Annotated in this window: 21 protein-coding genes; 12 read left to right on the plus strand and 9 right to left on the minus strand. The window is 54.4% G+C overall.

The annotated features are described in order from the left end of the window. Positions 1-13: 13 nt before the first annotated feature. The 3 genes from FHW17_RS13910 to FHW17_RS13920 all read left to right on the plus strand — a co-directional run bounded on the left by FHW17_RS13910 (position 14) and on the right by FHW17_RS13920 (position 3,878). Complete coding sequence (locus FHW17_RS13910) at positions 14-1,555, plus strand: ABC transporter substrate-binding protein (protein ID WP_182510126.1); 1,542 nt, start codon at positions 14-16, stop codon at positions 1,553-1,555. A 60-nt stretch (positions 1,556-1,615) separates the two neighbouring features. Next, positions 1,616-3,064 carry a M20 family metallopeptidase gene (locus FHW17_RS13915; RefSeq protein WP_182510199.1) on the plus strand — a complete coding sequence of 483 codons (1,449 nt, stop codon included), beginning with the start codon at positions 1,616-1,618 and terminating at the stop codon, positions 3,062-3,064. A gap of 184 nt (positions 3,065-3,248) precedes the next feature. Further along, on the plus strand, positions 3,249-3,878 hold the full coding sequence (locus tag FHW17_RS13920) for a DedA family protein (protein ID WP_112522454.1): 630 nt from the start codon (positions 3,249-3,251) through the stop codon (positions 3,876-3,878). Here the strand turns inward: FHW17_RS13920 and FHW17_RS13925 are convergent. Continuing rightward, positions 3,875-4,141: a hypothetical protein gene (locus FHW17_RS13925; RefSeq protein WP_112522453.1), complete on the minus strand. Its 267-nt coding sequence runs from the start codon at positions 4,139-4,141 to the stop codon at positions 3,875-3,877. The two genes, FHW17_RS13920 and FHW17_RS13925, sit on opposite strands and share 4 nt — an antisense overlap. 261 nt (positions 4,142-4,402) lie before the next feature. On the opposite strand from FHW17_RS13925, the gene FHW17_RS13930 reads away from it, so the two are divergent. From FHW17_RS13930 to FHW17_RS13955, 6 genes are all read left to right on the plus strand, one after another. Further along, on the plus strand, positions 4,403-5,134 hold the full coding sequence (locus FHW17_RS13930; protein ID WP_112522452.1) for a FadR/GntR family transcriptional regulator: 732 nt from the start codon (positions 4,403-4,405) through the stop codon (positions 5,132-5,134). A 102-nt stretch (positions 5,135-5,236) separates the two neighbouring features. Then, positions 5,237-6,742, plus strand: coding sequence for an ABC transporter substrate-binding protein (locus FHW17_RS13935; RefSeq protein WP_182510127.1), 1,506 nt, complete (start codon positions 5,237-5,239; stop codon positions 6,740-6,742). Between the two features lie 72 nt (positions 6,743-6,814). Beyond that, on the plus strand, positions 6,815-7,762 hold the full coding sequence (locus FHW17_RS13940; protein WP_112522450.1) for an ABC transporter permease: 948 nt from the start codon (positions 6,815-6,817) through the stop codon (positions 7,760-7,762). Then, on the plus strand, positions 7,759-8,634 hold the full coding sequence (locus FHW17_RS13945) for an ABC transporter permease (RefSeq protein ID WP_112522449.1): 876 nt from the start codon (positions 7,759-7,761) through the stop codon (positions 8,632-8,634). Before FHW17_RS13940 ends, FHW17_RS13945 begins: the two co-directional genes overlap by 4 nt. An 18-nt stretch (positions 8,635-8,652) precedes the next feature. Further along, a complete protein-coding gene (locus tag FHW17_RS13950; protein ID WP_182510128.1) occupies positions 8,653-10,434 on the plus strand; it encodes a gamma-glutamyltransferase family protein in 1,782 nt (593 codons plus the stop codon). Positions 10,435-10,456: 22 nt separating this feature from the next. Beyond that, positions 10,457-12,280 carry an ABC transporter ATP-binding protein gene (locus FHW17_RS13955; protein WP_182510129.1) on the plus strand — a complete coding sequence of 608 codons (1,824 nt, stop codon included), beginning with the start codon at positions 10,457-10,459 and terminating at the stop codon, positions 12,278-12,280. A gap of 58 nt (positions 12,281-12,338) precedes the next feature. On the opposite strand, the gene FHW17_RS13960 is transcribed toward FHW17_RS13955, so the two are convergent. Next, a complete protein-coding gene (locus tag FHW17_RS13960) occupies positions 12,339-12,692 on the minus strand; it encodes a cupin domain-containing protein (RefSeq protein ID WP_113094929.1) in 354 nt (117 codons plus the stop codon). Between the two features lie 441 nt (positions 12,693-13,133). Here FHW17_RS13960 and FHW17_RS13965 point away from each other — a divergent pair, with 441 nt between their 5' ends. Then, positions 13,134-14,033, plus strand: coding sequence for a recombinase family protein (locus FHW17_RS13965; RefSeq protein WP_182510130.1), 900 nt, complete (start codon positions 13,134-13,136; stop codon positions 14,031-14,033). Positions 14,034-14,155: 122 nt separating this feature from the next. On the opposite strand, the gene FHW17_RS13970 is transcribed toward FHW17_RS13965, so the two are convergent. Continuing rightward, entirely contained in the window at positions 14,156-14,860 is a 705-nt protein-coding gene (locus tag FHW17_RS13970) for a L,D-transpeptidase (protein WP_182510200.1), read from the minus strand. Between the two features lie 422 nt (positions 14,861-15,282). Further along, the gene (locus FHW17_RS13975; protein WP_182510131.1) at positions 15,283-16,650 is read right to left on the minus strand and encodes a dicarboxylate/amino acid:cation symporter; all 1,368 of its coding nucleotides are present in this window, start codon (positions 16,648-16,650) and stop codon (positions 15,283-15,285) included. A gap of 319 nt (positions 16,651-16,969) precedes the next feature. On the opposite strand from FHW17_RS13975, the gene FHW17_RS13980 reads away from it, so the two are divergent. Both FHW17_RS13980 and FHW17_RS13985 read left to right on the plus strand, forming a co-directional pair. Next, positions 16,970-17,929, plus strand: coding sequence for a helix-turn-helix domain-containing protein (locus tag FHW17_RS13980; RefSeq protein WP_182510132.1), 960 nt, complete (start codon positions 16,970-16,972; stop codon positions 17,927-17,929). Positions 17,930-18,061: 132 nt separating this feature from the next. Further along, positions 18,062-19,243, plus strand: coding sequence for a Hint domain-containing protein (locus FHW17_RS13985; protein ID WP_113094934.1), 1,182 nt, complete (start codon positions 18,062-18,064; stop codon positions 19,241-19,243). 44 nt (positions 19,244-19,287) lie between these two features. Here FHW17_RS13985 and FHW17_RS13990 read toward each other — a convergent pair whose 3' ends face one another. The 5 genes from FHW17_RS13990 to FHW17_RS14010 all read right to left on the minus strand — a co-directional run bounded on the left by FHW17_RS13990 (position 19,288) and on the right by FHW17_RS14010 (position 23,962). Then, entirely contained in the window at positions 19,288-20,061 is a 774-nt protein-coding gene (locus tag FHW17_RS13990) for a phosphodiesterase (protein WP_182510133.1), read from the minus strand. Between the two features lie 10 nt (positions 20,062-20,071). Next, complete coding sequence (locus tag FHW17_RS13995; RefSeq protein ID WP_112522439.1) at positions 20,072-21,118, minus strand: LacI family DNA-binding transcriptional regulator; 1,047 nt, start codon at positions 21,116-21,118, stop codon at positions 20,072-20,074. Positions 21,119-21,128: 10 nt separating this feature from the next. After that, the gene (locus tag FHW17_RS14000) at positions 21,129-21,938 is read right to left on the minus strand and encodes an ABC transporter permease subunit (RefSeq protein WP_182510134.1); all 810 of its coding nucleotides are present in this window, start codon (positions 21,936-21,938) and stop codon (positions 21,129-21,131) included. Beyond that, the gene (locus FHW17_RS14005; RefSeq protein WP_113094937.1) at positions 21,938-22,759 is read right to left on the minus strand and encodes an ABC transporter permease subunit; all 822 of its coding nucleotides are present in this window, start codon (positions 22,757-22,759) and stop codon (positions 21,938-21,940) included. Before FHW17_RS14005 ends, FHW17_RS14000 begins: the two co-directional genes overlap by 1 nt. A 66-nt stretch (positions 22,760-22,825) precedes the next feature. Then, a complete protein-coding gene (locus tag FHW17_RS14010; protein WP_112522437.1) occupies positions 22,826-23,962 on the minus strand; it encodes an extracellular solute-binding protein in 1,137 nt (378 codons plus the stop codon). Between the last annotated feature and the right edge of the window lie 16 nt (positions 23,963-23,978).

Raw genomic sequence — 23,978 nt, forward strand, 5'->3', positions numbered from 1 at the left:
AAAAGGGTGGAACATGAAGAAAATACTTCTCGCAGGAACAATCCTGATAACGGCTGTTAGTCTGGCTCAGGCACGGGACATCAATATCGCGCAAAGTTCGGATATTCGCAGCAACATCCCCGGCGTTAACCGTGATGGCAATACGGACTCGGTTATCTTCCATCTGGTGGAAGGATTGGTTGGTTATACGGAAAATGGTGACGTGAAGCCGCTTCTCGCGCAATCCGTGAATGTCTCAGCGGATGGCCTGACCTATACTTTCCCGCTACGCCACAATGTGAAATTCCACAACGGCGATCCACTGACGGCTGGAGATGTCGTATGGAACTGGAACCGCTATATGGCGGAGGACACAAAGTGGACTTGCCGTGCGGATTTCGATGGCAGCAGAACCGTCAAAGTCACTGGTATTGAAGCTGTCGATCCCCATACTGTTGCCATGAAGATTGCAGCACCCTCCGCTGTATTTCTCGGGCTCATGGCACGGCCCGAATGCGGTTATACCGGAATTATAAGCCCCAAATCGATAGCGGCTGACGGCAGTTTCGTTGAGCCTATCGGCACAGGACCATTCAAATGGGGTGAATGGAAGCGCGGCGAATATGTGCGGCTGGCAAAATTCGATGCCTATGTCTCACCGCCAAATGAGGGCAAACCCGATGGCATGGTCGGCTCCAAGCGACCACTGGTGGATGGGGTAAAATTCACAGCGGTTCCCGATGCTTCAACGGTTAAGGCCGGATTGCTCGCAGGTGCGCTTGATGCGGCTGAAGTACCTGCCGATCTCGTCCCGGAACTGAAGGACAGCGCCATACAGCTGATCATGAAGCGCAACAACGGCAAAAACCTTCTTTATATCCAGACTCGCGATCCGGTCCTGAGCAAAGTTGGCGTGCGCCGTGCCATGGCGGCAGCGCTTGATCTGGATGATCTGGTCGGAGCTGTTTCCAATGGCACAGGGACCGCGAATGCTTCCATGGTTTCGCTGGACTCAATCTACTATTCCGATGTTCAGAAAAAGCGGATTGCCACAGATCTCGAAGCAGCGAAGAAGGAACTTGCGGATTCCGGCTACAAGGGCGAACCAATCAAGATCATTGCCAACAAGCGCGGCAATGTTCCGAGCTATCCGGTGGCTGTTGTTGCTCAGGCGATGATGGCTCAGGTGGGCCTCAATGTGCAGATCGAAGTTCTCGATTATGCCACACAGGTCGATCGGCGCCGCAGCGGCAATTATCAGATTATCTCCCAGTCCGTCACTCCGCGTCTCGATCCGGCGCTGATGTACAGTTTCTATGTGGGCAACAAGGACAAGAACGCTTCGCTCATGTGGGATAATCCCAAGGCGATCGAACTCATGGATGCAGCTTACAAGGAAGCGGACCAGATTAAGCGTCAGGCCATATTCGATCAGTTTCACGAACTCATGCTGCAGGAGGTTCCCGGCATCTTTCTCTATGATCTCATGGATCTGTGGGGCGCATCGAAAAAACTGCACGGTACACCCGTATGGCAGTCGAACGCACGCGTTTGGGAAGTATCGCTCGACGATTAATTCGAAGGTTTATTGCCGGGCATCCGTGTCCGGGCATTGAAGGACCGGAAGGAAGAAATGATGACGACCAAGCAAACTGTTGCGGCCATAGCCGCAGCTGTCGACCAGTTGCAGCCTGAATTTGCAGCCATGAGCGATGCTATATGGGATTATGCGGAGCTGAGCTTTTCCGAGCACCAATCGGCACAGACACAGATTTCCATGCTGGAAAAACACGGCTTTCGCATTGAGCGCGAAATCGCTGATATTGAAACCGCCTTTATCGGCGAGTCTGGCGAGGGCAAGCCGATCATTGCTTTCCTCGGAGAGTTCGATGCACTTGCGGGGCTGAGCCAGAAGGCGGGCATTGCCATCGAACAGCAGGAAAAAACAGGCGGCACTGGCCATGGGTGCGGGCACAATCTGCTTGGCACGGGATCAATGCTGGCCGCTGTCGCTCTGGCAAAACATCTGAAGGCAAACAATCTGCCAGGCACCATCCGCTATTATGGCTGCCCCGGCGAAGAGGGCGGATCTGGCAAGACATTCATGGCCCGCGCAGGCGCATTTGATGATGTGGATACGGCGCTGACCTGGCACCCTGCCCCGTTCAACGGCGTGCGGTCCACCAACAATCTGGCGGTGCTGGAGATTTACTACCGTTTCAAGGGCATCGCCGCCCATGCATCAAATGGCGCGCATCTCGGACGCAGCGCTCTTGACGCACTCGAACTGATGAATGTCGGCGTCAATTTCCTGCGTGAACACATGCCGCAGGATTGCCGCGTCCATTACGCCATCACCGATGCCGGCGGCAAGGCGGCCAATGTGGTTCAGTCGCGCACCGAAGCACTTTACCTTGTTCGTGCGCCGGAATTGCCGATCGCACTCGACCTTGCCGCCCGTGTTGACCGGATTGCCAAGGGTGCAGCGATGATGACGGATACAGAGGTTGAAATCGTATTTGACCGGGCAGCAACAAATCTTCTGCCCAACATCGCGCTTGAGAGCGCTATCCACGCCAATATGGTTGACCTGGGTCCTGTACCATTTGACAATGCAGACATTGCTTTCGCGCAGGAGATACAGAACACACTGACACTAGAAGCGGTCAAAAGCAGTGTCAGGCTTTACCAGATCAAAAACGACGTGTTCCTCAATGGCAAGGTCGATGGATTAAGCCCGTTGCATCTCGGCTTGCGCGACTTCGAGGGCGAATCGCATTTCCGCGCCGGTTCAACCGATGTTGGCGATGTAAGCTGGATCACGCCAACGGCGCAGTGTTGGGCTCCGGCATGGGCTATCGGTACTGCGCCACATACGTGGCAGGTGGTCGCTCAAGGCAAGAGCCCAGCTGCACACAAGGCTTTTGTTCATGCCGCAAAATCTCTGGCCGCCACGGGTCTTGATCTCATTCTCAATCCCGATCTTCTGGCTCAAGCAAAGGCGGAATGGCGGGAAAAAACCGAGGGTCGCCCATATCAATGCCCTATTCCAGCGCATATAGGCCCAAAGATCGGCAAGCCCTAGACTTCACCGCAAGCCATCACTATCTAGCCAGTTACACCCAGTAACCTCTGACGGCAGCGATCACATTGCTCTGGAAGTTATGGCATATTTGCCGTAGAGGTTCTGGCGCAACGAGGCCCGAAGGCCTTGTTGGAGGCAAGATTAATGTACTGCCCTACCTCGGCATAAAAGATCGTGAACTTGAATGCCTGCAGCCAACATAGCCGCCGAAGCGCCCGGAGCCATTGCCACACTTCTGAGCTTTGGTCTCGTCGGCTTTGGATCACTGGCACTCCTTGAGAAATTCATCCCGGTTATCCCGTCTTACGTGCTGTTCATGCTTTTGGGCATGACTGTGCCCGATAGCGGCGGGCTGGGACTGGCTATTCTCGTTACCACAATCGGGTCTGCAATCGGTGCGTTGGGCTGGTTCTCCCTTGGCTGGTTGCTTGGGCCAACAAGGGCCGAAGGGATCGTCGCGCGCTACGGCAAGTATGTTTTCCTGAAGCCCGCCTTCTACGAACGTCTGACAAACTCCTATCGCAGCAATCATTTCTGGGTAACGCTGACGGGACAGATTATCCCAACAGTCCGGATCTATCTTGCCCTGCCCGCTGGAGTCCTTCGGCTTGATCCCCGCTCATTTACTGTGGCAACGACGGTTGGTACTTTCCTTTGGAATACGCCATTCCTGTGCCTGGGCTATGCACTGCGGGGAACCCCCTATGATCCAATCCATGTTGGATTCTGGGCATCGATAATTCTGTTCGTTGCTGAAGGTTCAATCATTCTGTTTTTCAGCCTGCGCCGCAAACGTCTGGCCAGACAGAGCTAGAAACTTTTCTGAAGCCGATGCCACTTTGATTGCAGGATAAACCAAAGATCCGGCATGATCCCCAGCGAGTGCTCTATACGCACGGCAATATCGAGCGTTATCGGATGCTGTCCGCCGATGATCGCCTCAATGGTCTCCACAGGAATTTCCGCGAGCCGGGCAAAATTCTCGCGGGATAACCCGTGCGCACTGATGCAAACGGCGAGATGCTCGCCGGGGTGTACGGCCCAATGCGGGTTCCATTGATCTGCTGTCGAGTGCATTTCCCATCACCGATTCAGTTTCGCTTCGGTGAGAGATTCGTACCAGTTACTCATGTCAGGCCCATGTAAAAAACATGGCCTGAAAGTGGCAGCCTGCTAACAAATGTTTCATTGAAAACACTTCTGAATCGAATGAACCAGCCAATAAATCTTATGCACAGATTTTGTGCAGTAACATAATTGCTCAAAATACCGTCTTGACGCCGTATCAAAAATGCCGTCGACTGAACCAATCCAACAATTGGTCCGAACCAATCGCACATGGCAAGCAATCAGTCCCAGGAGAATTCCAACTACGCGCTTGATCGGCTGCGGCATCTTCTGATGTCGGAGGCGTTCGAAAAAGACGGCAAGCTACCCACAGAGCGGGCGCTATCTGACTCCTTGGGCGTCAGCCGCCGTTCGGTCCGCCGCGCGCTTGAAGTATTGGAAGCCGAAGGCCAGATATGGCGCCGTCAGGGTCATGGGACATTTGCGGGGCGTAAACCCGATGGCTGGGGAGAGCATGTCGGGACAATTATTGCCGGTACTGATTTCATGGAGATCATGGAAGTTCGGTTAAGGATAGAACCTCAATTGGCTCAACTGGCAGCAATGCGCGCCAAGGCTTCTGAAATCGCTCGCATGCGCGAGCTGGCGCAGAAATCAAGCGAAAGTCAGGACCCTGACTCGCATGAACTATGGGATGGCGCATTACATCGGCAAATTGCCCAGAGCGCTGGCAATCAGTTTTTCCTGACAATCTTTGACGTGATCAACCGGGTGCGTTCTGACGAAGCATGGCAAGTCATCCGTGAACGTGCGCGCAGCGGAAACAACTCCGGATCAAGGTCTTACACCCAGCATTCAATCATCATTGATGCCATTGAAGCCCGCGACCCGCTGAAAGCCGGTGAAGCGATGCGTCAGCATTTGTTGATGCTGCAGGAGTGGCTGATCCGGTTGACTTCAATGGATGGAGCCGAAACGGACCAAATCGGCGAAGCACCCTAACGCATTTCGTTACTACTTTACGACAAGGATCGGAGCATAACCGGCCATCAACACGGAACAAACAAGCGGATTTCACCGCTCTGACAAAAGAGGAGAACTTCGATGAAAAAGGCAAGGCTTCTTGCAACCCTGGTCGCTGGCATTCTTATCGCTGCCCCCGCTAGTGCCGCTGACTTGCGTATCGGCCTTCAGGACGATGCCGATGTGCTTGACCCCGCACAGTCGCGAACCTTCGTTGGCCGCATTGTCTATACGGCATTGTGCGACAAGCTGGTGGATGTGAGCCCCACGCTTGAGATCGTGCCGCAACTGGCAACGGATTGGAAATGGTCGGATGATGGTTCTGAATTGACCATGAACCTGCGAAAGGATGTGGTCTTTCATGACGAGACGCCGTTCAATGCAGCGGCTGTCGTTGCCAACATCCAGCGGTCACAGACCTTGCCTGAGTCTCGCCGCAAGAGCGAACTCTCTTCGGTAAAGAGCGTCGAGGCAACCGGCGACTATCAGGTCAAATTCACGCTGAAAAGTCCGGACGCCTCGTTGCTCGCGCAGCTGACGGATCGCAGCGGCATGATGGTTTCGCCGACAGCGGCCAAGGAACTCGGAGCCAATTTCGGCAATAAGCCGGTTTGCTCAGGTCCGTTCAAATTCGTCGAACGGGTCCAGCAGGATCGTATCGTGCTGGAGAAATTCGCGCATTACTGGAACGCGGCCAATATATTCATCGACAAGGTAACTTTCCTGCCGATCCCCGACTCGACCGTTCGGCTTGCCAACCTGCAGTCGGGTGATCTTGACATGCTGGAACGGCTTGCCGCTACGGATGCCGCAGCCGTGAAAGCGAATTCAAACCTGACCTATGCCGATGCAATTGGCGTTGGATATCTAGCCCTCTATACCAACATCGCCAATGGCCCGCGCGCCGACAATCCATTCGGCAAGGACAAGCGGCTACGCCAGGCTTTCTCTCTGGCCATTGATCGCGAAGCGGTCAATCAGGTTGTCTATGAAGGCACCTCGGTTGCCGGCAACCAGCCCTTTCCGCCAAACAGCCCCTGGTACGACAAGGATATTCCCGTACCCGCGCGGGATGTCGAGAAAGCCAAGGCCTTGATGAAGGAGGCTGGCTTTGAAACGCTCGATATCGATCTGCAGATCGCGAACAACCCTGTGCAAATGCAGATGATGCAGATCATCCAGTCGATGGTCGCGGAAGCCGGGTTCAACGTCAAATTGAGGACGACGGAATTCGCAACGCTTCTGTCCGAACAGACAGCGGGCAATTATCAGCTTGGCCGCTCCGACTGGTCTGGACGCGTCGACCCTGATGGCAATCTACATCAGTTTGTCACATGCAAGGGCGGTATCAATGATACCAAATACTGCAACCCCGAAGTGGACACGCTTCTCAACGATGCGCGCGCGTCTACTGACAATACGGTGCGCAAGCAGAAGTACGACGCGGCGGCACAAATTCTCAATGACGACCTGCCCATCATCTATCTTGGCCATCAGGCATGGATCTGGGCACTCAAGAAGAATGTGACGGGCTTCGTGCCCTCCCCCGACGGCATGATCCGCCTGCAGGGTGTCAAGAAGAGCTAACGAAACAGCGATGGGCAAAGCTGCGGGATTCTGCAGCTTTGCCGCCACGCGACACGTCAGGATTTTCAGGCCATGTATACTTACATCGGGAAGCGGCTATTGCTGGCCATACCGACACTGATCATCATATCGATCTTTGCATTCTCCCTGCAAAAGCTGTTGCCGGGCGATCCGATCCTTGCCATGGCAGGAGAGGAGCGCGATCCGCAGGTACTGGAGTTCCTGCGCGACAAATACCGTCTGAATGATCCTGTCATCTTCCAGTATTTCTATTGGATCGGTTCTGTCCTCCAGGGTGATTTCGGCATATCGCTGCGCACCAACCAGCCCGTGCTTTCGCTCATTGCCGAAAAACTACCTGTGACCATTCAACTGGCGATCATGGCCATGACTTTTGCCTTTGCCATCGGCGTTCCCATTGGGATACTCGCTGCGGTCAGGAAGAACACCGTCGTCGACTATATCGCCAACATCGTTGCTTTATCCGGTCTATCCGTCCCCAATTTCTGGATGGGCATCATGCTCATTCTGCTCGTCTCGGTGAAACTTGGCTGGCTTCCGGCGTCGGGCTACGAACCGTTCTTCAGGGACCCCGTCCGATCCCTGCAAACCATGATCATGCCAGCCTTCGTTCTCGGACTGGCACTGGCAGCGACGCTCATGCGTCATACGCGTTCCTCCATGCTGACCGTGCTGGGTGCCGATTACATCCGCACAGCCCGCGCCAAAGGCGTTTCGGAGCGCTCGGTCATTCTCAGCCACACGTTCCGCAACGCGCTTCTTCCGATCATCACAATGACTGCTCTGCTCTTTGGCGAACTTTTGGCGGGCGCCGTGCTGACAGAACAGATTTTCACCATTCCCGGCTTCGGCAAACTGATCGTCGATGCCGTTTTCAACCGTGACTACGCGGTTGTGCAAGGCGTTGTGCTCTGCACCGGAGCAGGTTTCATCCTGATGAACCTCGTTGCGGATGTGCTCTCCCTTCTCCTCAACCCAAGAATGAGGGCAGCGCTATGACCATGCCGCAAACAATGCCGATGGCACCACAGCAAAGCCGTTCAAACAACCGGGCATGGAAAAAACTGAAGGCCAACAAAAGCGCTCTCGCTGGTCTCATCATCATCAGCATCTTCCTGATCCTTGCCGTCGCCGCACCTCTATTGCCCATAGCCGACCCCGTCGCTACGAGTTGGTCTGCAATCCGCAAGGCTCCCTCCGCTGCACATTGGCTGGGGACCGATGATATTGGCCGGGACATTCTCTCACGCATGATCTGGGGCGCGCGCGCCTCGCTGATGGCCGGTGTATTTTCCGTTGGCATTGCTGTTGCAGTCGGCGTTCCGCTCGGGCTCATTGCCGGTTACTTCGGTGGTTGGATCGACATTGTCATTTCGCGCATTACCGAGGCATTTCTCGCCATGCCATTCCTCATCACGGCGATTGCTTTGGCTGCCTTTCTTGGACCAAGCCTTGGCAATGCGATGATTGCCATCGGCTTTTCCGCCATGCCGCTTTTTGTGCGGCTGACGCGCGGGCAGGTGCTGACTGTAAAAACCGAGGATTATGTGGAAGGCGCGCGCTCTGTCGGGCTCAGCCACTACAGGATCATCACCCGTTACATCCTGCCAAATGTGTTCTCCCCCCTGCTCGTCCAGGCCAGCCTTACCATCGCCACTGCAATTATTGCAGAAGCCAGCCTTTCCTTTCTTGGGCTTGGTCAGCAGCCTCCCGCTCCCAGCTGGGGCTCGATGCTCAATGTGGCAAAGAACTTCCTGTCCCAGGCACCATGGATGGCGATGTGGCCGGGGGCTGCAATTTTTCTTGTCGTTATCGGCTTCAACCTACTTGGCGATGGATTGCGCGACGCCCTCGACCCGCGCGAAGCATAATTCTGAAAGGACAATTCAATGACCCGTTTTACCACCCGGCCCGAAATTCTTGGAACTTTCGGCGTTGTCGCATCAACACACTGGATCGCCACAGCAGTCGGTATGAGCATTCTTGAAAAAGGCGGCAATGCCTTTGACGCGGCCGTCGCAACAGGCATGGTCTTGCAGGTGGTGGAACCGCATCTGAATGGCGCGGGCGGCGATATGCCTGCGATCTTCTATTCAAAGAAGAAGGACAAAATAGAGGTCATTTGTGCGCAGGGACCGGCACCAGCGGGCGCGACGATTGAGCATTACAAGAGCGAGGGATTGGACCTGATCCCCGGTGATGGCCTTCTGGCAACGGTGATACCCGGCGCATTTGACGGCTGGATGGTCATGCTTCGGGACTATGGCACGATGACGGTCCGCGACGTACTGGAACCCGCAATCTATTATGCCGAAAACGGTCATCCCGTTTTGCCGCGCGTATCGGATACTATCAGCGGATTGGGGGAATTCTTCCGCAAGGAGTGGCCCGCATCCTTCGCGACATGGTTGCCCGGCGGGAGTGCTCCTGCACCGCATTCAAATTTCAGGAATCCTGTGCTTGCCGCAACATGGCAACGCATTGTGGCTGAGGCTGAAAGCAGGAATGGCCGCGAAAATCAGATCGAGGCGGCGCGTGATGCGTTCTACCGCGGTTTTGTTGCCGAAAATATTGCCGACTATCTGGAAAGTGCCGAAGTGATGGATGCCAGCGGCAGCCGCCACAAAGCCGTATTGACGGCTGACGATTTGGCCAATTGGCACGCGACAGTCGAAGCGCCGCAAACCTATGATTATCATGGCTGGACGGTCGCCAAAACAGGGCCATGGGGCCAAGGGCCCGTGCTGCTGCAATCGCTTGCCCTCTTGAAGGGCTTTGATATTGCGGCCATGGACCCGAACAGCGCAGAATTCGTTCACACGGTGGTTGAAGCCCTGAAACTCGCCTATGCGGATCGCGAGGTCTATTACGGTGATCCAAATCATTGCAATGTGCCGATAGAGCATCTTCTGTCTGACACCTATGCCCACGAACGCCGCAAATTGATAACAGCGCAGGCTTCCCACGAGCTTCGGCCGGGAAAAATCCCCGGCTTTGAGACGCAGTATGATCTCACCACGCGCATGTTAAAGGGCATGGGAGATGGCGCAGTCTATGAGCCAACCATGTCGCACCTTTCGGAGAAACGTGGTGATACAGTTCATATCGATGTGATCGACCGCGAAGGCAATATGGTGTCGGTTACTCCGTCAGGCGGCTGGCTCCAGTCGTCACCAATCATTCCCGGACTTGGCTTCTGTCTCAATTCGCGCGCGCAGATGTTCTGGTTGCAGGAGGGATTGCCAACATCGCTCTCTCCGGGCAAGCGCCCGCGCACGACACTGACGCCGACTATCGCGCTTTTTGAAGGGCGACCAACAATGGCCTTCGGCACGCCCGGCGGCGACCAGCAGGACCAATGGCAATTGCCGTTTTTCCTGCGCCACATTCATCACGGCCTGAACCTTCAGGAAGCTATCGATCAACCGTTGTTCCATACTACGCACTTTCCGAGTTCCTTCTATCCAAGGACGGGCGAGCCGGGAAACATCACCATCGAAACCAGCATTGGCACAGACGTGTTGAATGCCCTGCGTCAGAAGGGGCACGAAATCACCGCCGCCGACCCGTGGTCGGTTGGTCGTTTAACGGCAGCAAAACGCGACGCTGACGGGCTGTTGCGGGCCGCGGCAACACCGCGCCTTATGCAAGCCTATGCAATAGGGCGATAGCGGGATGAAGGTAAACCCTGTGATGGTCCCCGAAACGAACCACGCCAATCCGGTGCTGTCTGTCGAAGGGCTAACCACATCCTTCCTCGTTGACGGTATGTGGAAAAGCGTGGTGCGCGATGTCTCTTTCAGCGTCATGCCGGGAGAAACCGTCGCCATTGTTGGCGAATCCGGTTCAGGCAAGAGCGTCACATCGCTTTCTGTCATGCGCCTTCTGGCAAAAGCATCCACTCGCATTGAAGGCAGCATTGTCCTCAACGGCAAAGATCTTCTTACGTTGTCCGATAGGCAGATGCGGGATGTTCGCGGCAATGATATTGCGATGATCTTTCAGGAGCCGATGACCAGCCTTAATCCGATTTTCACGATCGGGCGGCAGATATCCGAAGCCTTGACCTGTCACAGCACCATTTCACAGACGGAAGCGCGTGCCGAGACAATACGCCTGCTGGAGAAAGTGCGCATACCCAATGCAGCAGCACGCTTTGACGAATATCCGCACCAATTCTCAGGCGGAATGCGTCAGCGCGTTATGATAGCAATGGCGCTTGCAAGCCGGCCGAAGCTTTTGATTGCCGATGAACCGACAACTGCCTTGGATGTCACCATTCAGGGACAGATTCTTGATCTGATCAAGGTCCTGCAGGAAGAGGAAGGCATGGCCGTCCTTTTCATTACCCACGACATGGGCGTGGTCGCCGAGGTCTCGGATCGCACCATTGTGATGTATCGCGGCGAGGCAGTGGAAAGCGGCCCCACCGCCGATATTTTCCATCACGGCAAGCATCCCTATACGAGAGCGCTGCTTGCAGCTGTGCCCCGCCTCGGCTCCATGAAGGATCGGCACTGGCCGTTGCGCTTTCCGATTGTCGATATCAAAACCGGGCAATCCACCGTTCCGGCCGAGGTAGCCGATACAGTCGACAGACGCAGAACGCCAATCCTTGAAGTCAAGAATCTGACCACGCGATTCGATATTCGTTCGGGTCTGTTCTCGCGGAAAACGGGCGCTATCCATGCGGTGGAGAACGTATCGTTTGACCTGTTCCAGGGTGAGACCCTATCGCTGGTCGGCGAATCCGGCTGCGGAAAATCCACCACAGGCCGATCTATCACCCGTCTCGTGCAGCCCAATAGCGGTGAGGTTCTTCTGGACGGATACAATGTCCTTGCCCTCGATGCGATTGCCCTGCGCACTATGCGCAAAAGTATCCAGATGATTTTTCAGGACCCTTTTGCCAGCCTCAACCCACGTATGAGTGTCGGCGCAACGATTGCAGAGCCGTTCATCGCTCACCGTCTCGGGACACAGAAGCAGGCTCGCGAAAAGGCTATAGACTTACTTGAACGGGTTGGCCTGACGGCGGATATGTTCACACGCTATCCACACGAATTTTCCGGCGGCCAGCGCCAGCGCATTGCCATTGCCCGCGCCCTCTCCCTTGATCCTAAGGTCATCGTTGCGGATGAGTCCGTTTCGGCGCTCGACGTGTCGATCAAGGCGCAGGTGGTTAACCTTCTCCTCGACCTCCAGCAGAGTTTCAACCTATCATTTCTTTTCATCTCGCATGATATGGCCGTTGTCGAACGGGTGAGCCATCGCGTGGCCGTCATGTACCTTGGTGAAATCGTCGAGATCGGTCCGCGCGCTGCAGTTTTCGATAATCCGCAACATGCCTATACGAAAACCCTGATGAATGCGGTTCCTGTACCCGACCCGGCGCGCCGGGCAATCAGGCGTAATGCCACAATCAATGAATTGAAAAGCCCGGTGCGACCCGTGGGGTATGAATCGCCGCAGCGCGAATATCAGGAGGTGACGAAAGGACACTTTGTTCAAAGATGATCGTGGCTGGCGCCCGGTGCCGAACCCCAACCCGCAAAATACATGCCCCAATCTTCGCCTATTCCAAATCTTCCTGAATGAAGGCTTCTGTAACGTGAAGATCAGTCGTTTCCAGACGGCCTGGGCCGAGGTTTACGAATTTGTGAGGGACATGAGCAGGACCAAACACAATCTGACCGGCTTTCGCTTCTATCTGCTGCTCTCCAATCGTAAACAATGCGCGCCCCTCCCGGACGATGAAAACTTCATCATATGGATGCCGGTGGAGTTTCGGGCCGTGGCCGATTTGATCGGTGGTGTAGAACATCACCGACACACCAGTGCCGAAGCGCATCCCTTCAAATTCGCCCTGCCACACGTCTGATTCCTCAGCCCATTGGGCACGATCAAGCACTGTAGCTTTCTTTTGCATCAATCATCCTCTCATCCCCGCCAGCTCATCATTGTCGGCCATGCTTTAATAGAGTGTGTGTTCAACACAGCAATTCATTACAACCATCTCTCCCACCCATTTCAGAGCGTGGACCTTTAATAGCTGAATGCTTGAAAGGAATATCCTTAAGATACTCAATTGTTTTTATTGAATAATTTTATCAATTCGGCAATGAAAATTGGTTTAGATGCCACAGCATGGACTTTATCCATGATTTGAGGGACTTAAATACAGGAAAATCTTAGCATATTTGCGTCAGCGTGTGGATAAATGTCTGTGTTTATACCCATCTTCGCGTCGTATCGTCGGGCTCGGTTCATTTCGCTCTCCCCTCCCCCACGCGAAGAGGTCTCAGCCGAGATGAATAAACCAACACGTTATTGCCATTGTAAGTCTGCTGGTGATTGCTAGAATCGTGACATGAGCACTCCCCCCAAACCCGCCCGAATTGGTTATGCCCGCGTATCGACAGACGATCAGGCCAATGATGCGCAGCTGATCGAATTGAAAGCTGCAGGTTGCACCTTAATCTTTGAGGAACACGGCTCCGGTGCATCGCGGGCTCGCCCGGTTCTGGCCCGCCTTCTTCGCGAGATCGGTCCCGGAGATGTTCTTGTTGTTGTTCGCCTCGACCGGTTGGCACGTTCGGTAAGCCATCTGCTCGCGGTCATCGAACAGCTCGAAGAAAAGGGCGCTCATTTTCGTTCACTGCACGATCCGATCGACACCTCGACACCGCAAGGCATGTTCTCCCTGCAGGTGCTTGGCGCCGTGGCTCAGCTGGAACGCGCGCTGATTTCGGAACGCACCAAAGCTGGCATTAACGCCGCCCGCGCACGCGGCAAACTTCCTGGCAATCCCGGCTTGCGTGAGAAACGCCCCGAGGCGCTCGCCAAACTCTCGAAGGCGCGAAAGCGCGGACATCTGGCGGATCTCGTCGCAGCCATGCCATCCTGGCTTCCAATCGTGCAACGCATGCGCCCGGAGCATCCATGGGAGGATGTTGCGCGCAGCATACAGCATCAGACGGGGCAGAAGTGGAATGTCGACCGCCTGCGCCGCGCCGTAAGGTTGCTGGTGAATGAAGGGCTTGCCGATACCGGATTGATAAGCCCCTCCCCTCGCCGCACACCAGAAGATCGATTGCTGATGCTTGTAACCGGCATTGCAAATGCCAACCCGGATTTGACGCTTCGGGAAATCGCCAGCCAGCTTGAAGCCATGCATGAACGCACCTCGCGCGGCGCTTCCCGATGGGCGGCGTCATCCGTCAAGAACCTTCTGGATAGAGCCAGAAAACTTGGGCTCGTTTCTTCTTGACAATACAGTTGTGTCTCTCGTCATGGCAGAGACAATTGGCCGGCAAAGATAAAACCGGAGACGGCTTGCCGCTCCGGTTTGGTGTTGATTTTGCAGGGACGACAGAAGCGCCGTACCCTGCCCTAGCCAACCACGACGGTTGCCTTGCCTGACACGCGACTGTAAAGATCAATAATATCCTGATTGATCAACCGCACGCAGCCCGACGACATCGACTGACCAATCGACCACCACTCGGGCGAGCCATGAATACGATAACCCGTATCAGCACCGTCCTTGTAGATATAGAGGGCGCGTGCTCCCAGCGGATTCTGCGGTCCCGGCTCCATACCATTCTGATACTGCACGAGTTCAGGCTTGCGCTGGATCATTTCGCGCGGCGGCGTCCAACGCGGCCATTCCTTCTTATATTGAATATTGGCGCGGCCACTCCACAGGAAGCCAGCCTTGCCGATGCCGACGCCATAACGAATAGCATCGCCCCCCGGCTGCACCAGATAGAGGAAGCGCTCCTGCAGCCGCACAACGATTGTTCCCGGCTGTTCGCCCGTCGGATCAACGACGATCTGACGGCGGAATTGGGCCGGTACTTTCTGATATGGAATGGCGGGAAGCGAATAAGGCCCCTCCTGCACTGCCGCATACATCACGTCAGGGACCGTCACGGATTTATCAATGCTGATTTGCGGACGAATACTGCCGGTTGACGTATTATCGATACCCATATCCGGAAGTTCGAATGTCTGTGAACAGCCCGACACACCAAGGACGGCAAGTGAACCCGCGCCTAGCAAAAGATGACGGCGGGAAATGGCTGGGGTCTGCAGACTGTTGATGACTGCCTGATTACGCTTGGACAACTCGGTACTCGCTTACAACTGTGGCAATTGGATAAAACTCTATGGAAATGTGGTTTATAAAGAGTGAATCGGAACCGGACCATTTTAACCATAATACTTGTGAAGGAATCATGCGGGCAGTTGACAGCTGTCAACTCGCATCGGAATCGCAGTTTAATTGACATATCGGCCACTCCTCGAAGCATCGGGTGACCAGCCCGTGTAGGATGAGTTGCTCGTGAAATGAGAATAGAAGTTACGCGCAGATCGTCATGCGGTAATTACAATAGCTCGTCGAGTGATCCCGTTGGGCGGCTTCGGCTCTTCCCTACATTCGAGTTGACAGCTGTCAACTTTACAACAAAAGAGACGCGGCATTTCCACCGCGCCTCAATATCCTCATCACCTGATCAAGCAGCCGAAGCGACCGCAGACGGATCAATGACATCTATCGTTGTCGTGCTGTCATAACGGCTTTGATCAAGAATGCCCTGACGTTTGGCAACGATCGTCGGGATCAAAGCCTGCCCTGCAACATTCACCGCGGTGCGACCCATATCAAGGATTGGATCAACTGCCAGCAAAAGACCAACACCCTGCAAAGGCAGACCCAATGTCGACAGTGTCAGTGTCAGCATAACAATAGCGCCGGTAAGACCCGCCGTTGCCGCCGAACCAATCACTGAGACAAAAGCAATCAGAACATATTCCTGCATACCCAGTGGCACGTTATAGAACTGTGCAACAAAAATTGCCGCGATAGCGGGATAGATTGCAGCGCAGCCATCCATCTTTGTCGTGGCGCCCAGTGGAACCGCGAAAGCCGCGTATTCGCGCGGAACCCCCAAATTGCCCTCAGTGACAGCTTCCGTCACAGGCAGTGTTCCGATGGATGAGCGCGAAACAAAACCGAGCTGAATTGCGGGCCAGGCACCGGCGAAAAATCTTGCCGGGTTAAGACCATTCGCCAAAAGCACGATCGGATAGACAATGAAGAGCACCAGACCCAACCCGATATAAACCGCTGCAGAAAACCATCCGAGCTGAGCCAGAGTTTCCCAGCCATATTGTGCAACCGCATTTCCCAAAAGTCCGACGGTGCCAATCGGCGTCAAGCGAATAACCCACCACAATATCTTCCGCACCACCGCCAGCAGTGCTTTATTGAAATCGAGAAACGGTTCGGCCACGGCACCAACGCGCAGTGCTGCAACACCCACGACAATCGAAATGATGACAATTTGCAGCACGTTGAAGGACAGGTAGGTGCTGGCGCTCCCATCGGAGACTTTTGTTGACGCCTGAAGGCCCAGCATATTGGACGGCACAAGCCCCTTCAAAAAGTCCAGCCACGATCCCGTCGAGGAAGGGACAGCAGCCGTAGTAGCAAGCACAGCGGAGTTGATCCCCGGCTGAATAATGAGCCCGAGGCCGATTCCGATAACCACTGCGACAAGTGCCGTTATCGCGAACCATAGCAAAGTCTGCCAGACGAGCGCGGCCGCATTGTTCAGAGCACGAAGATTACTGATGCTCGCAACAATGGCCGTAAAGATTAAAGGCGGCACGAGCGCGCGCAGTAATTGCACGAATATGGAACCCACCGTTTGCAGCGTGACGGCGAGCCAGTTTGCATTGCCGACAACATCTTTCCCGATATCACGCGCGATGAGGCCCAGAACAAGCCCGGCAATCATGGCAAGCGTTACCTGAAACCCGAACGAACGATAGAATGGTTTTGGGTTGGCGGAGGAAGAACCAGGCGATGTTTTGGTCATTTCAATAATCTCGCTAAGGGGAACACTGTGAAAACAGTCGCGCCCGCGACTCGTCAGAAGACAGCCAGCTTACCACCAACAATAGATCGCCAAGAACAACCAATTCCCGAATTCTGTTGCTATTCAACTATTTCTTTCCAGAATCCCGTCATCGCAAGCACAGGAATGCCTCCGTACTAAAGTCGTATTTACGCGTCGGGAATGTTCAAGTAGCAATACAACCTAAACTTACATACAAGAATTTTTCTATCATACCTTGCATTTAAATCCTGCCCGCCAATTTCAATCACGTCTCAATTTTAAGCCTGGAATTGAAGCAATGTTCGATAAATTTACGGATAGCTATCCGCTCCGCAAACCTGTTCTGCACAGTCCGGCACCGCCTGCGACCATAGAGGCGCTGCCTCTATTTCGCAGCGCTGAATTCTACAATCTACCCCTCGACAGGGTGCATCATCTCAAAGAAACCCAAGTCATCTGCGGTTCGACCTACAGCCCAATCGACGTTAAATCGAATGGTTTGGCCGACCAGCTTTTCTACATCTTCATCGTGAGTGGTCTTGTCGAAAGCCACAATACCCAGACCCATATATCAACCGTGCTAAGAGCGGGGTCAGCTGGGGTTATCACCAACCATGCCTCTACAATACTCAAACTGGGGCGAGGGTGTCGTTGGCTGGCTTTCCGGGTGCCGCTTTCGCTCGTACGAAGCCAGTTTGGGATATGGTCGAGAAAGTTTTGCTTTCAGACTCCCAAATTTTCAACTGTTCCGGATTTTCACAACCATCCGGTGTCCGGTCTTTATCAAACACTCGAGCTTCTGCTTGTTAAAAGAGGGGAGGGGGGAAGATCCCTGTTGGACGCGAGCTATGAGCAACTGCTCATGACCCAGCTCTATGCAATGGCTCCGCATAATCTTAATGGCGGAAATGCCAGCTTTCAGTCCCCTTGTCCCCGGCAACTCCGTTACGCCGAGGACTTCATGCGCAACAATCTCTATGTCTCCATAGCGATCAACGACATAGCTCGGGCAGCAGGTTGCAGCACAAGAACCTTGCAACGCATATTCAGACACTTTCGCGATGCGACCCCCATCCAAATTCTATGCCGTTATCGAATTGCGGAAGCGCACGACCTCATGGTCAGTGGCAAGGCGAGAACCGTGACTGATGTGGCTGCCAATCTGCAATTTTCAAATCCGGCACGCTTTGCCGTCATGTACCGCGAAGCCTACGGTCAAAAGCCATCAGCAGTCATCAGATTTTACAACGCGCAATGAAATCCAAGCGTGCGTTGCGCAAGCTTTCCAGACCAACCGATGAGTTAATTTCGCACAGGATATTTCGATAACTCCCTTTAACAGCGCCCACCGCTTTTCAATCACCAAATCACTTTAAGAAGGAATACGACCATGGCGAAAGCACCACAGAAACCGCCGATTAAGCTGGATCTGGGCGGAGGGAATGCTCTTACAATCGATGGTGCGCAGATCACTTCAGACGGACTGATCAATGTCGGCGCGCTTAACAGCGCAAGAATAGATTTGATCAACGGAGCGCAACTTACGGTAAATTCAACGGCTCTTGGCATCAAAGCACTAACAAATATCACCTATGGGATAGGAAACAATTGCCAGCTGGTACTGAAGGAACCAAGTGTAAAAGTCGATATTTTGAACAAGACAACCATCGATTTCAATGAATCTGCAGGTACAGGCGTTCTTGAGTATAAGCCCAGTGACGTAGCACTCGCTCTGGCCGATCCCATTAAACTCATCAATCTTCACCAAGGGGACAAGATCAAGGTTGATGGCGCGACATCAGCTAAGATTATCGGCAAAGAACTCGTTTTTCGCACGAGCGGGCTGCTTGGTCTTGGCGGAACGGTCAAGTTTGCTATCGATCCGAATGCAACTTTTGCATTTGTCCAGAAAGACGGTGAAGTCACCATTAAAATACCCTGCTTTCTCTCGGGCACACTCATCGCAACACCTTTGGGAGAGGTTCCGGTTGAAAAGCTTGGGAAAGGTGATCTTGTCTACACGATGAATGGCAATGCCGTTCCAATCATCTGGGCTGGACGGCGTACCATTAATCCCAAAGCCGTCGACAGATTGCGTGAGCATGTGCCCATTCGCATTCGCCCCGGAGCGCTCGATCATGGCACACCGAACCGCGACCTCTACGTATCTCCAGACCATTGTCTGTTTTTGAACGGAACATTGATCCCGGCGAAATTTCTCGTCAACGGCAGATCCATAACACAGACTGCAACACTCGAGCCCTTCACCTATCACCACATTGAACTCGAACGGCACGACATACTGATCGCGGAAGGTGCCTATGTTGAAAGCTATCTCGATCTCGGCAACAAAGCGATGTTTCTGGAACCGGGAACGCTCATGTTTACCGCCCCTGCCAGCTCCAGAAAGGCCATCCACTGCTACCCCCCGGTTTATTCCGGCTCAGTCCTCAACAGTATCCAGACAGCGCTGGAGCAGCGCGCAGGCGAACTTGGCTACTTCAAGGATAGAAAAGAAATATCCCGGGAATCAACGGTCAATGTGTTTCCTTTTTATAAGCGAATACAATGAGTTAGACCAGAAGGTATGGGTCGGCGTTCTGCCGCTATCTTTCTCTAGCGATAGGCGGCAGTGCGATCAAGGAAGTCGTGAGAATGCACAATCACCATATCCCGATCAATGAAAACAATGGCATAGGCCGGTGGCTCGAGGGTCGTCATGATCCTGTCAGGCGTGAAATCGAGGGCATTCTGATGGTTCGTGCCCCTGATGACGCTGATAGGAATACCGCGCCAGCTACCAGCCACCGGCCGGTGAGCATGCCCGACAAAAATGTGCCTGACATTGCCATGCTCGCGCAACAAGGCATAAAGCGCATCCGCTTCAACGAGACCCAGCCCGTCAATTAACGGCATAAACATGGGGAAGGGAGGATGGTGCAGGAAGAGAAACACCGGCTTATCGGCAGCCTCGGCCAATCGGCGCTTCAGCCATGCCTGCCGTGCTTCGTCCAAACGCCCTTCGACAAAGCCTTCTGACAGGCTATCGAGGAATATCAGGCGACCTTCTGCAGTATTGACAACACTTTGGACGAAACCATCTTCCGGTGTAACTGAACCAAAGACCCGGAGGAAAGCGCTGCGATCGTCGTGATTGCCAAGAAGCAGCTTGTATGGCGGAATGAGCTTTTCCAACTCGCCAGCCAATGCCCGATACGTGTCGTCACCGCCCGTATCGCTGAGATCGCCCGTAAAGATCACCAATTCGGCGTCCGCATGGTTCTCATTGATGTTGGCAATGCAGGCCTGCAGATTTTTCAGGGGATCAAGCTCGCACAGCATATCGCCGGGCGTGACAAGGTGGAGATCTGTAACCTGTATGATTTTCATGGGAAGAAGCTCAGGGTTTGGTTGATGCAGAAATGCGGGCGCTGCCGCGCAGAACAATGTGTGTGCTCAGACGATCATGTACGGGCGGACGATCCGGTTCAGACTGCCGCTGATCCAGAAGTGCCACGGCGTGTTCAGCCATGAGAGCGGGGTCCTGACGAAAGGTTGTGAGATTGTAGGTATCCCACGCGGCCTCGGGTATGTCGTCGAAACCGATGACGGAGAGATCGTCAGGTATGTTCAGACTGGTATGCCGTCGAACATGGTCAATGAGACCAAAGGCCACCAGATCGTTGACACAGAACACCGCCTGCGGACGCTCATTGCCAGCAAAAAGCTGCCGGGCCGCTTCCTGCCCGCCGGCATAGTCCGAATTGCCACCATGACCCATGATCACTTTTGCACCATGGGCTGTTGCTTCCCGGCAAAAACCGTTCTCGCGTTCAACGGTGGTGGGTGTACGGGAAACCGTTCCGGCAAAACCCAATGTCCTGAACCCATTGGCAAGGAAAAGCCGGGCAGCCTCGCGGCCTGCGCCTTCATTATCGATATTGACGTCATCGGCACCGGTTTCCGACCGTCCAAGCACGATGAGGGGCTGACCGTTACGCCGGGCAAGCTCAACGAAAGATGAGGGCGGCGAGCCCGACAGAATAATTGTCGCCTCGGCACGATAACCGAACAGCGTTTTCTGCGCCGCCACCAGTTCTTCTTCCGTACGGCCGGTATTGATAACAATCGGTACACTGCCGCGATGGATCAGCGCCTTGGTCAAAGCCGCGACGAGATGTGAGCGATAGCCGAGTTCCGGGTTGGTAACAACGAGCCCGACGAGACGGCTTGTTCGCGCCAGCAAGCCCCGCGCCAGATCATTGACCTGATAGCCAAGCTCTTCAGCGGCAGCCATGATCTTTTCACGCTTCTTGGCCGAAACGCTGGCACCGGGTGTAAACGCCCGCGACACCGCGGAACGGGAAACACCAGCTTTTTTCGCCACCTCGACAGCACTGACGTAATGCTGTGTTTTTTTCGATGGTTCGTCGCCGTTCGAATCCATGCTCATTCCTTTAGTGACCAACTTTGGACAATACATCGGCCCGCAAGAATCGTTCCACCACCAGCATAAAGCCGATAGACGGGATGAGTAGCAGCAGGGCGGTGATCGAAGCAATCTGATAGTTGCCGCCCGACCCCGCCGTATAGAGCAGCAAAGGCAGAGTATTCACATCAGGGGCGCCGACGAAATAGCTCCCTGTGAACTCGTCAAGAGATTCCAGAAACACAAAAATCGCGCTGGCGAGCAGTCCGGGGGCGGCGAGGGGGAGTGTTACATCGCGAAAAGCCCGCATGGGACCTGCACCGATGGATCGCGCCGCTTCCTCCAGATCAACCTGTACGGCGGAGAATACCGCCGTCGCAATCCAGACTGCATAGACGAGACCATGGGTAACATGAACAAGCACAACCCCCATGATCGTACCGTTCAGGCCGATCTGGTAGAAGAAGCGGGCGATATTCACGTAAACGGGCAGATTGGGAAAAGCCTGCGGAATGAGGAAGGCGAGCAGGATCAGGCTGCGGAACGGTAGTTTCAGCCGGGACAGGGCGTAACCGGCGGGCACCGCCAGCGCCAGCGCCACCACCACCGTCAGGCTTGCCACCACAATGCTGGTCAACAGCGATTCCATCGCATTGCCGCGCGGCGAAAATACCCGTTGCCAGAAGCTGAAACCATACTCCAGCGGCAACATATGCGGAAAATACCATTTCTCCGCCACGGTCCACAGCAGCAGATTGGTCAGTGGTCCAAAAATGACAAAAGCCAGCAAACCAAGGACAAGCGCGCGCGGCAACCACCAGAAATCAATGCGAGCCATTATGAACGCTCCTTCACCGACTGGCGCAGATAGATGAGCGCAACCCCGGCGGTTAACAGCAGCGATATCATACCAAGTGCATTGGCAACGCCGTAATCACCATGGGCATTGATCCGGAAGGCAATATCTGCCGTCAGCATGGTGGGTGATTGGGCGTTGATCATCAGCGGCACCGAAAGCACCGACATCATGGTGACGAATGAGAGGATAAGACCGACGAGCAGGGTGCCAGCGATTTGCGGCACAACGATCTCGATCAGAATGCGCAGGCGTGATGCGCCGAGATTGCGCGCCGCTTCAATGGTGCTGCGGTCAAGCGAGGCCATGGCTCCCGCAACCAGCAGCGTAACGAAGGGCGTTTGCTTCCAAACGAAGGCGATGACAATGCCGCGCCAGTCAAGAAAGCCGACGGTTTGCAACGGCGTCAGCACCCCAAGACTGACAAGGATGTTGTTCATCAGGCCATTCTTGGCAAGGAAAGTGCGCAGGACCTGACCGACAACAATAAATGGAATGAACATGGGCCAGCGATAGAGCCATCGCAGGACGGCAACAGCGCGGGGGTTTTCGCCCAGCGTGAGATAACCGCCAATGGCGATAGAGAAGAGGCCGATGAGCAGAGTGGATACGCCGACAATCAGCAGCGTAAAAATCATGTCGCTGGAATAGAGTTCGAAGGATTTGGTGAAATTCCCGAGGCCATAGCTATCCCCGACCACAAAAGCCCCGATGATCGAGGCGCCAAGCGGCACGATGAAAAACAGCACGATCATGACCAGTGCCGGGATCACAAGAAGGATAGCGAGAAGGCGTTTCTGCATCGGAACATTCCAGAGAAGGGGAGGGGACCACTGACCGAAGTCAGTGGTCCCGAAGAGTACGCGCTATTAATTGGCTACATTTTTCTCGTATGCTTCGAGAATTGCAGAATTGTACTTGGCAATCGGGAAGGGCTTTGCCTTGGTCGCCAGATCATCTGGCGAAATGTCGACGAACAGCTTGTCCCAGCTCGCCTTGTCGAGTTCCGGTTGCACATACTTTGCATCGATGCCCGGATACCAGTTGAAGCGCTTGACGATGCCTTCAGCCTGAACTTTCGGGCTCGTGGCAAGTGCGACAAACTTCTCGGCGAGTTCCGTATTCGGGCTCTTTGCCGGAATGACATAATGCATAGGCTGGCCGGGCATACCGGGAGCCGGGAGGAACAGCTTCATTTCTGGCGGCAACTTGCCGTCAGCCTTCCACGAATAGAACATATCAACCCAGACCGGGCCCATGGCGATTTCACCGCGGCTCAGCATGTCGAGCGTACCGGCATTACCAGGTGTCAGCGTGGCATTGGTGGTAAAATCCTTCAGACCAGCAAAAGCCTTGTCCCACTTCTTGGTTTCAGATTCCTCGAAAGGTCCATTCATCAGCTTCTTGGCATCGCCATCACCAAAGGCATAAATCCAGCCCATGACGAAGCTGACGCCAGATGCGCCGCCTTTAATGCCATTATAGCCGAACTGTTTTGGATTCTGTTTGGCCCAGGCAACCAGCTCTTCATAGCTCTTTGGTGGATTGGGGATCAGCGCAGGATTGTAGGCGATAGCTGTCTGGCTGGAGAACATCGGCATGACGTAACCGTCAACATTGGCGCCGAGCGCCATCTTGGCCTTGTCACTTGTTACCATTGCGCCTGAAGGAATTTTTGCGCGGTAGGATTCGAGATAGCCTTCCTTGACCATAGGACCGGCAAATTTTTCATGGACGACGGCAACATCCGCGTCCCACTTTTCCGTGTTGGCCTTGGACTGTGCATCGAAACGCTCGACAATCTTCTGCGAACCGGCGTCGCCGGGGCCTGTGCCAACCACGCGCACCTTGGTGCCCGGATTCTCCTTTTCGAAAATGGGTGCGAGGTAATCATTGACGTAGTCGACCATATTCTGGTCGCCCGCTGTCAGTACTGTTAGATCACCGGCAGCGGCAGGTGTCGCCGCAAGCCCGAGAATAAGAGAAGCCTGTAATATTGTTTTCATCGTGAACTCCCGTTGA

This window comes from Phyllobacterium sp. P30BS-XVII, from assembly GCF_014138335.1.
Taxonomy (GTDB): Bacteria; Pseudomonadota; Alphaproteobacteria; order Rhizobiales; family Rhizobiaceae; genus Phyllobacterium; species Phyllobacterium meliloti.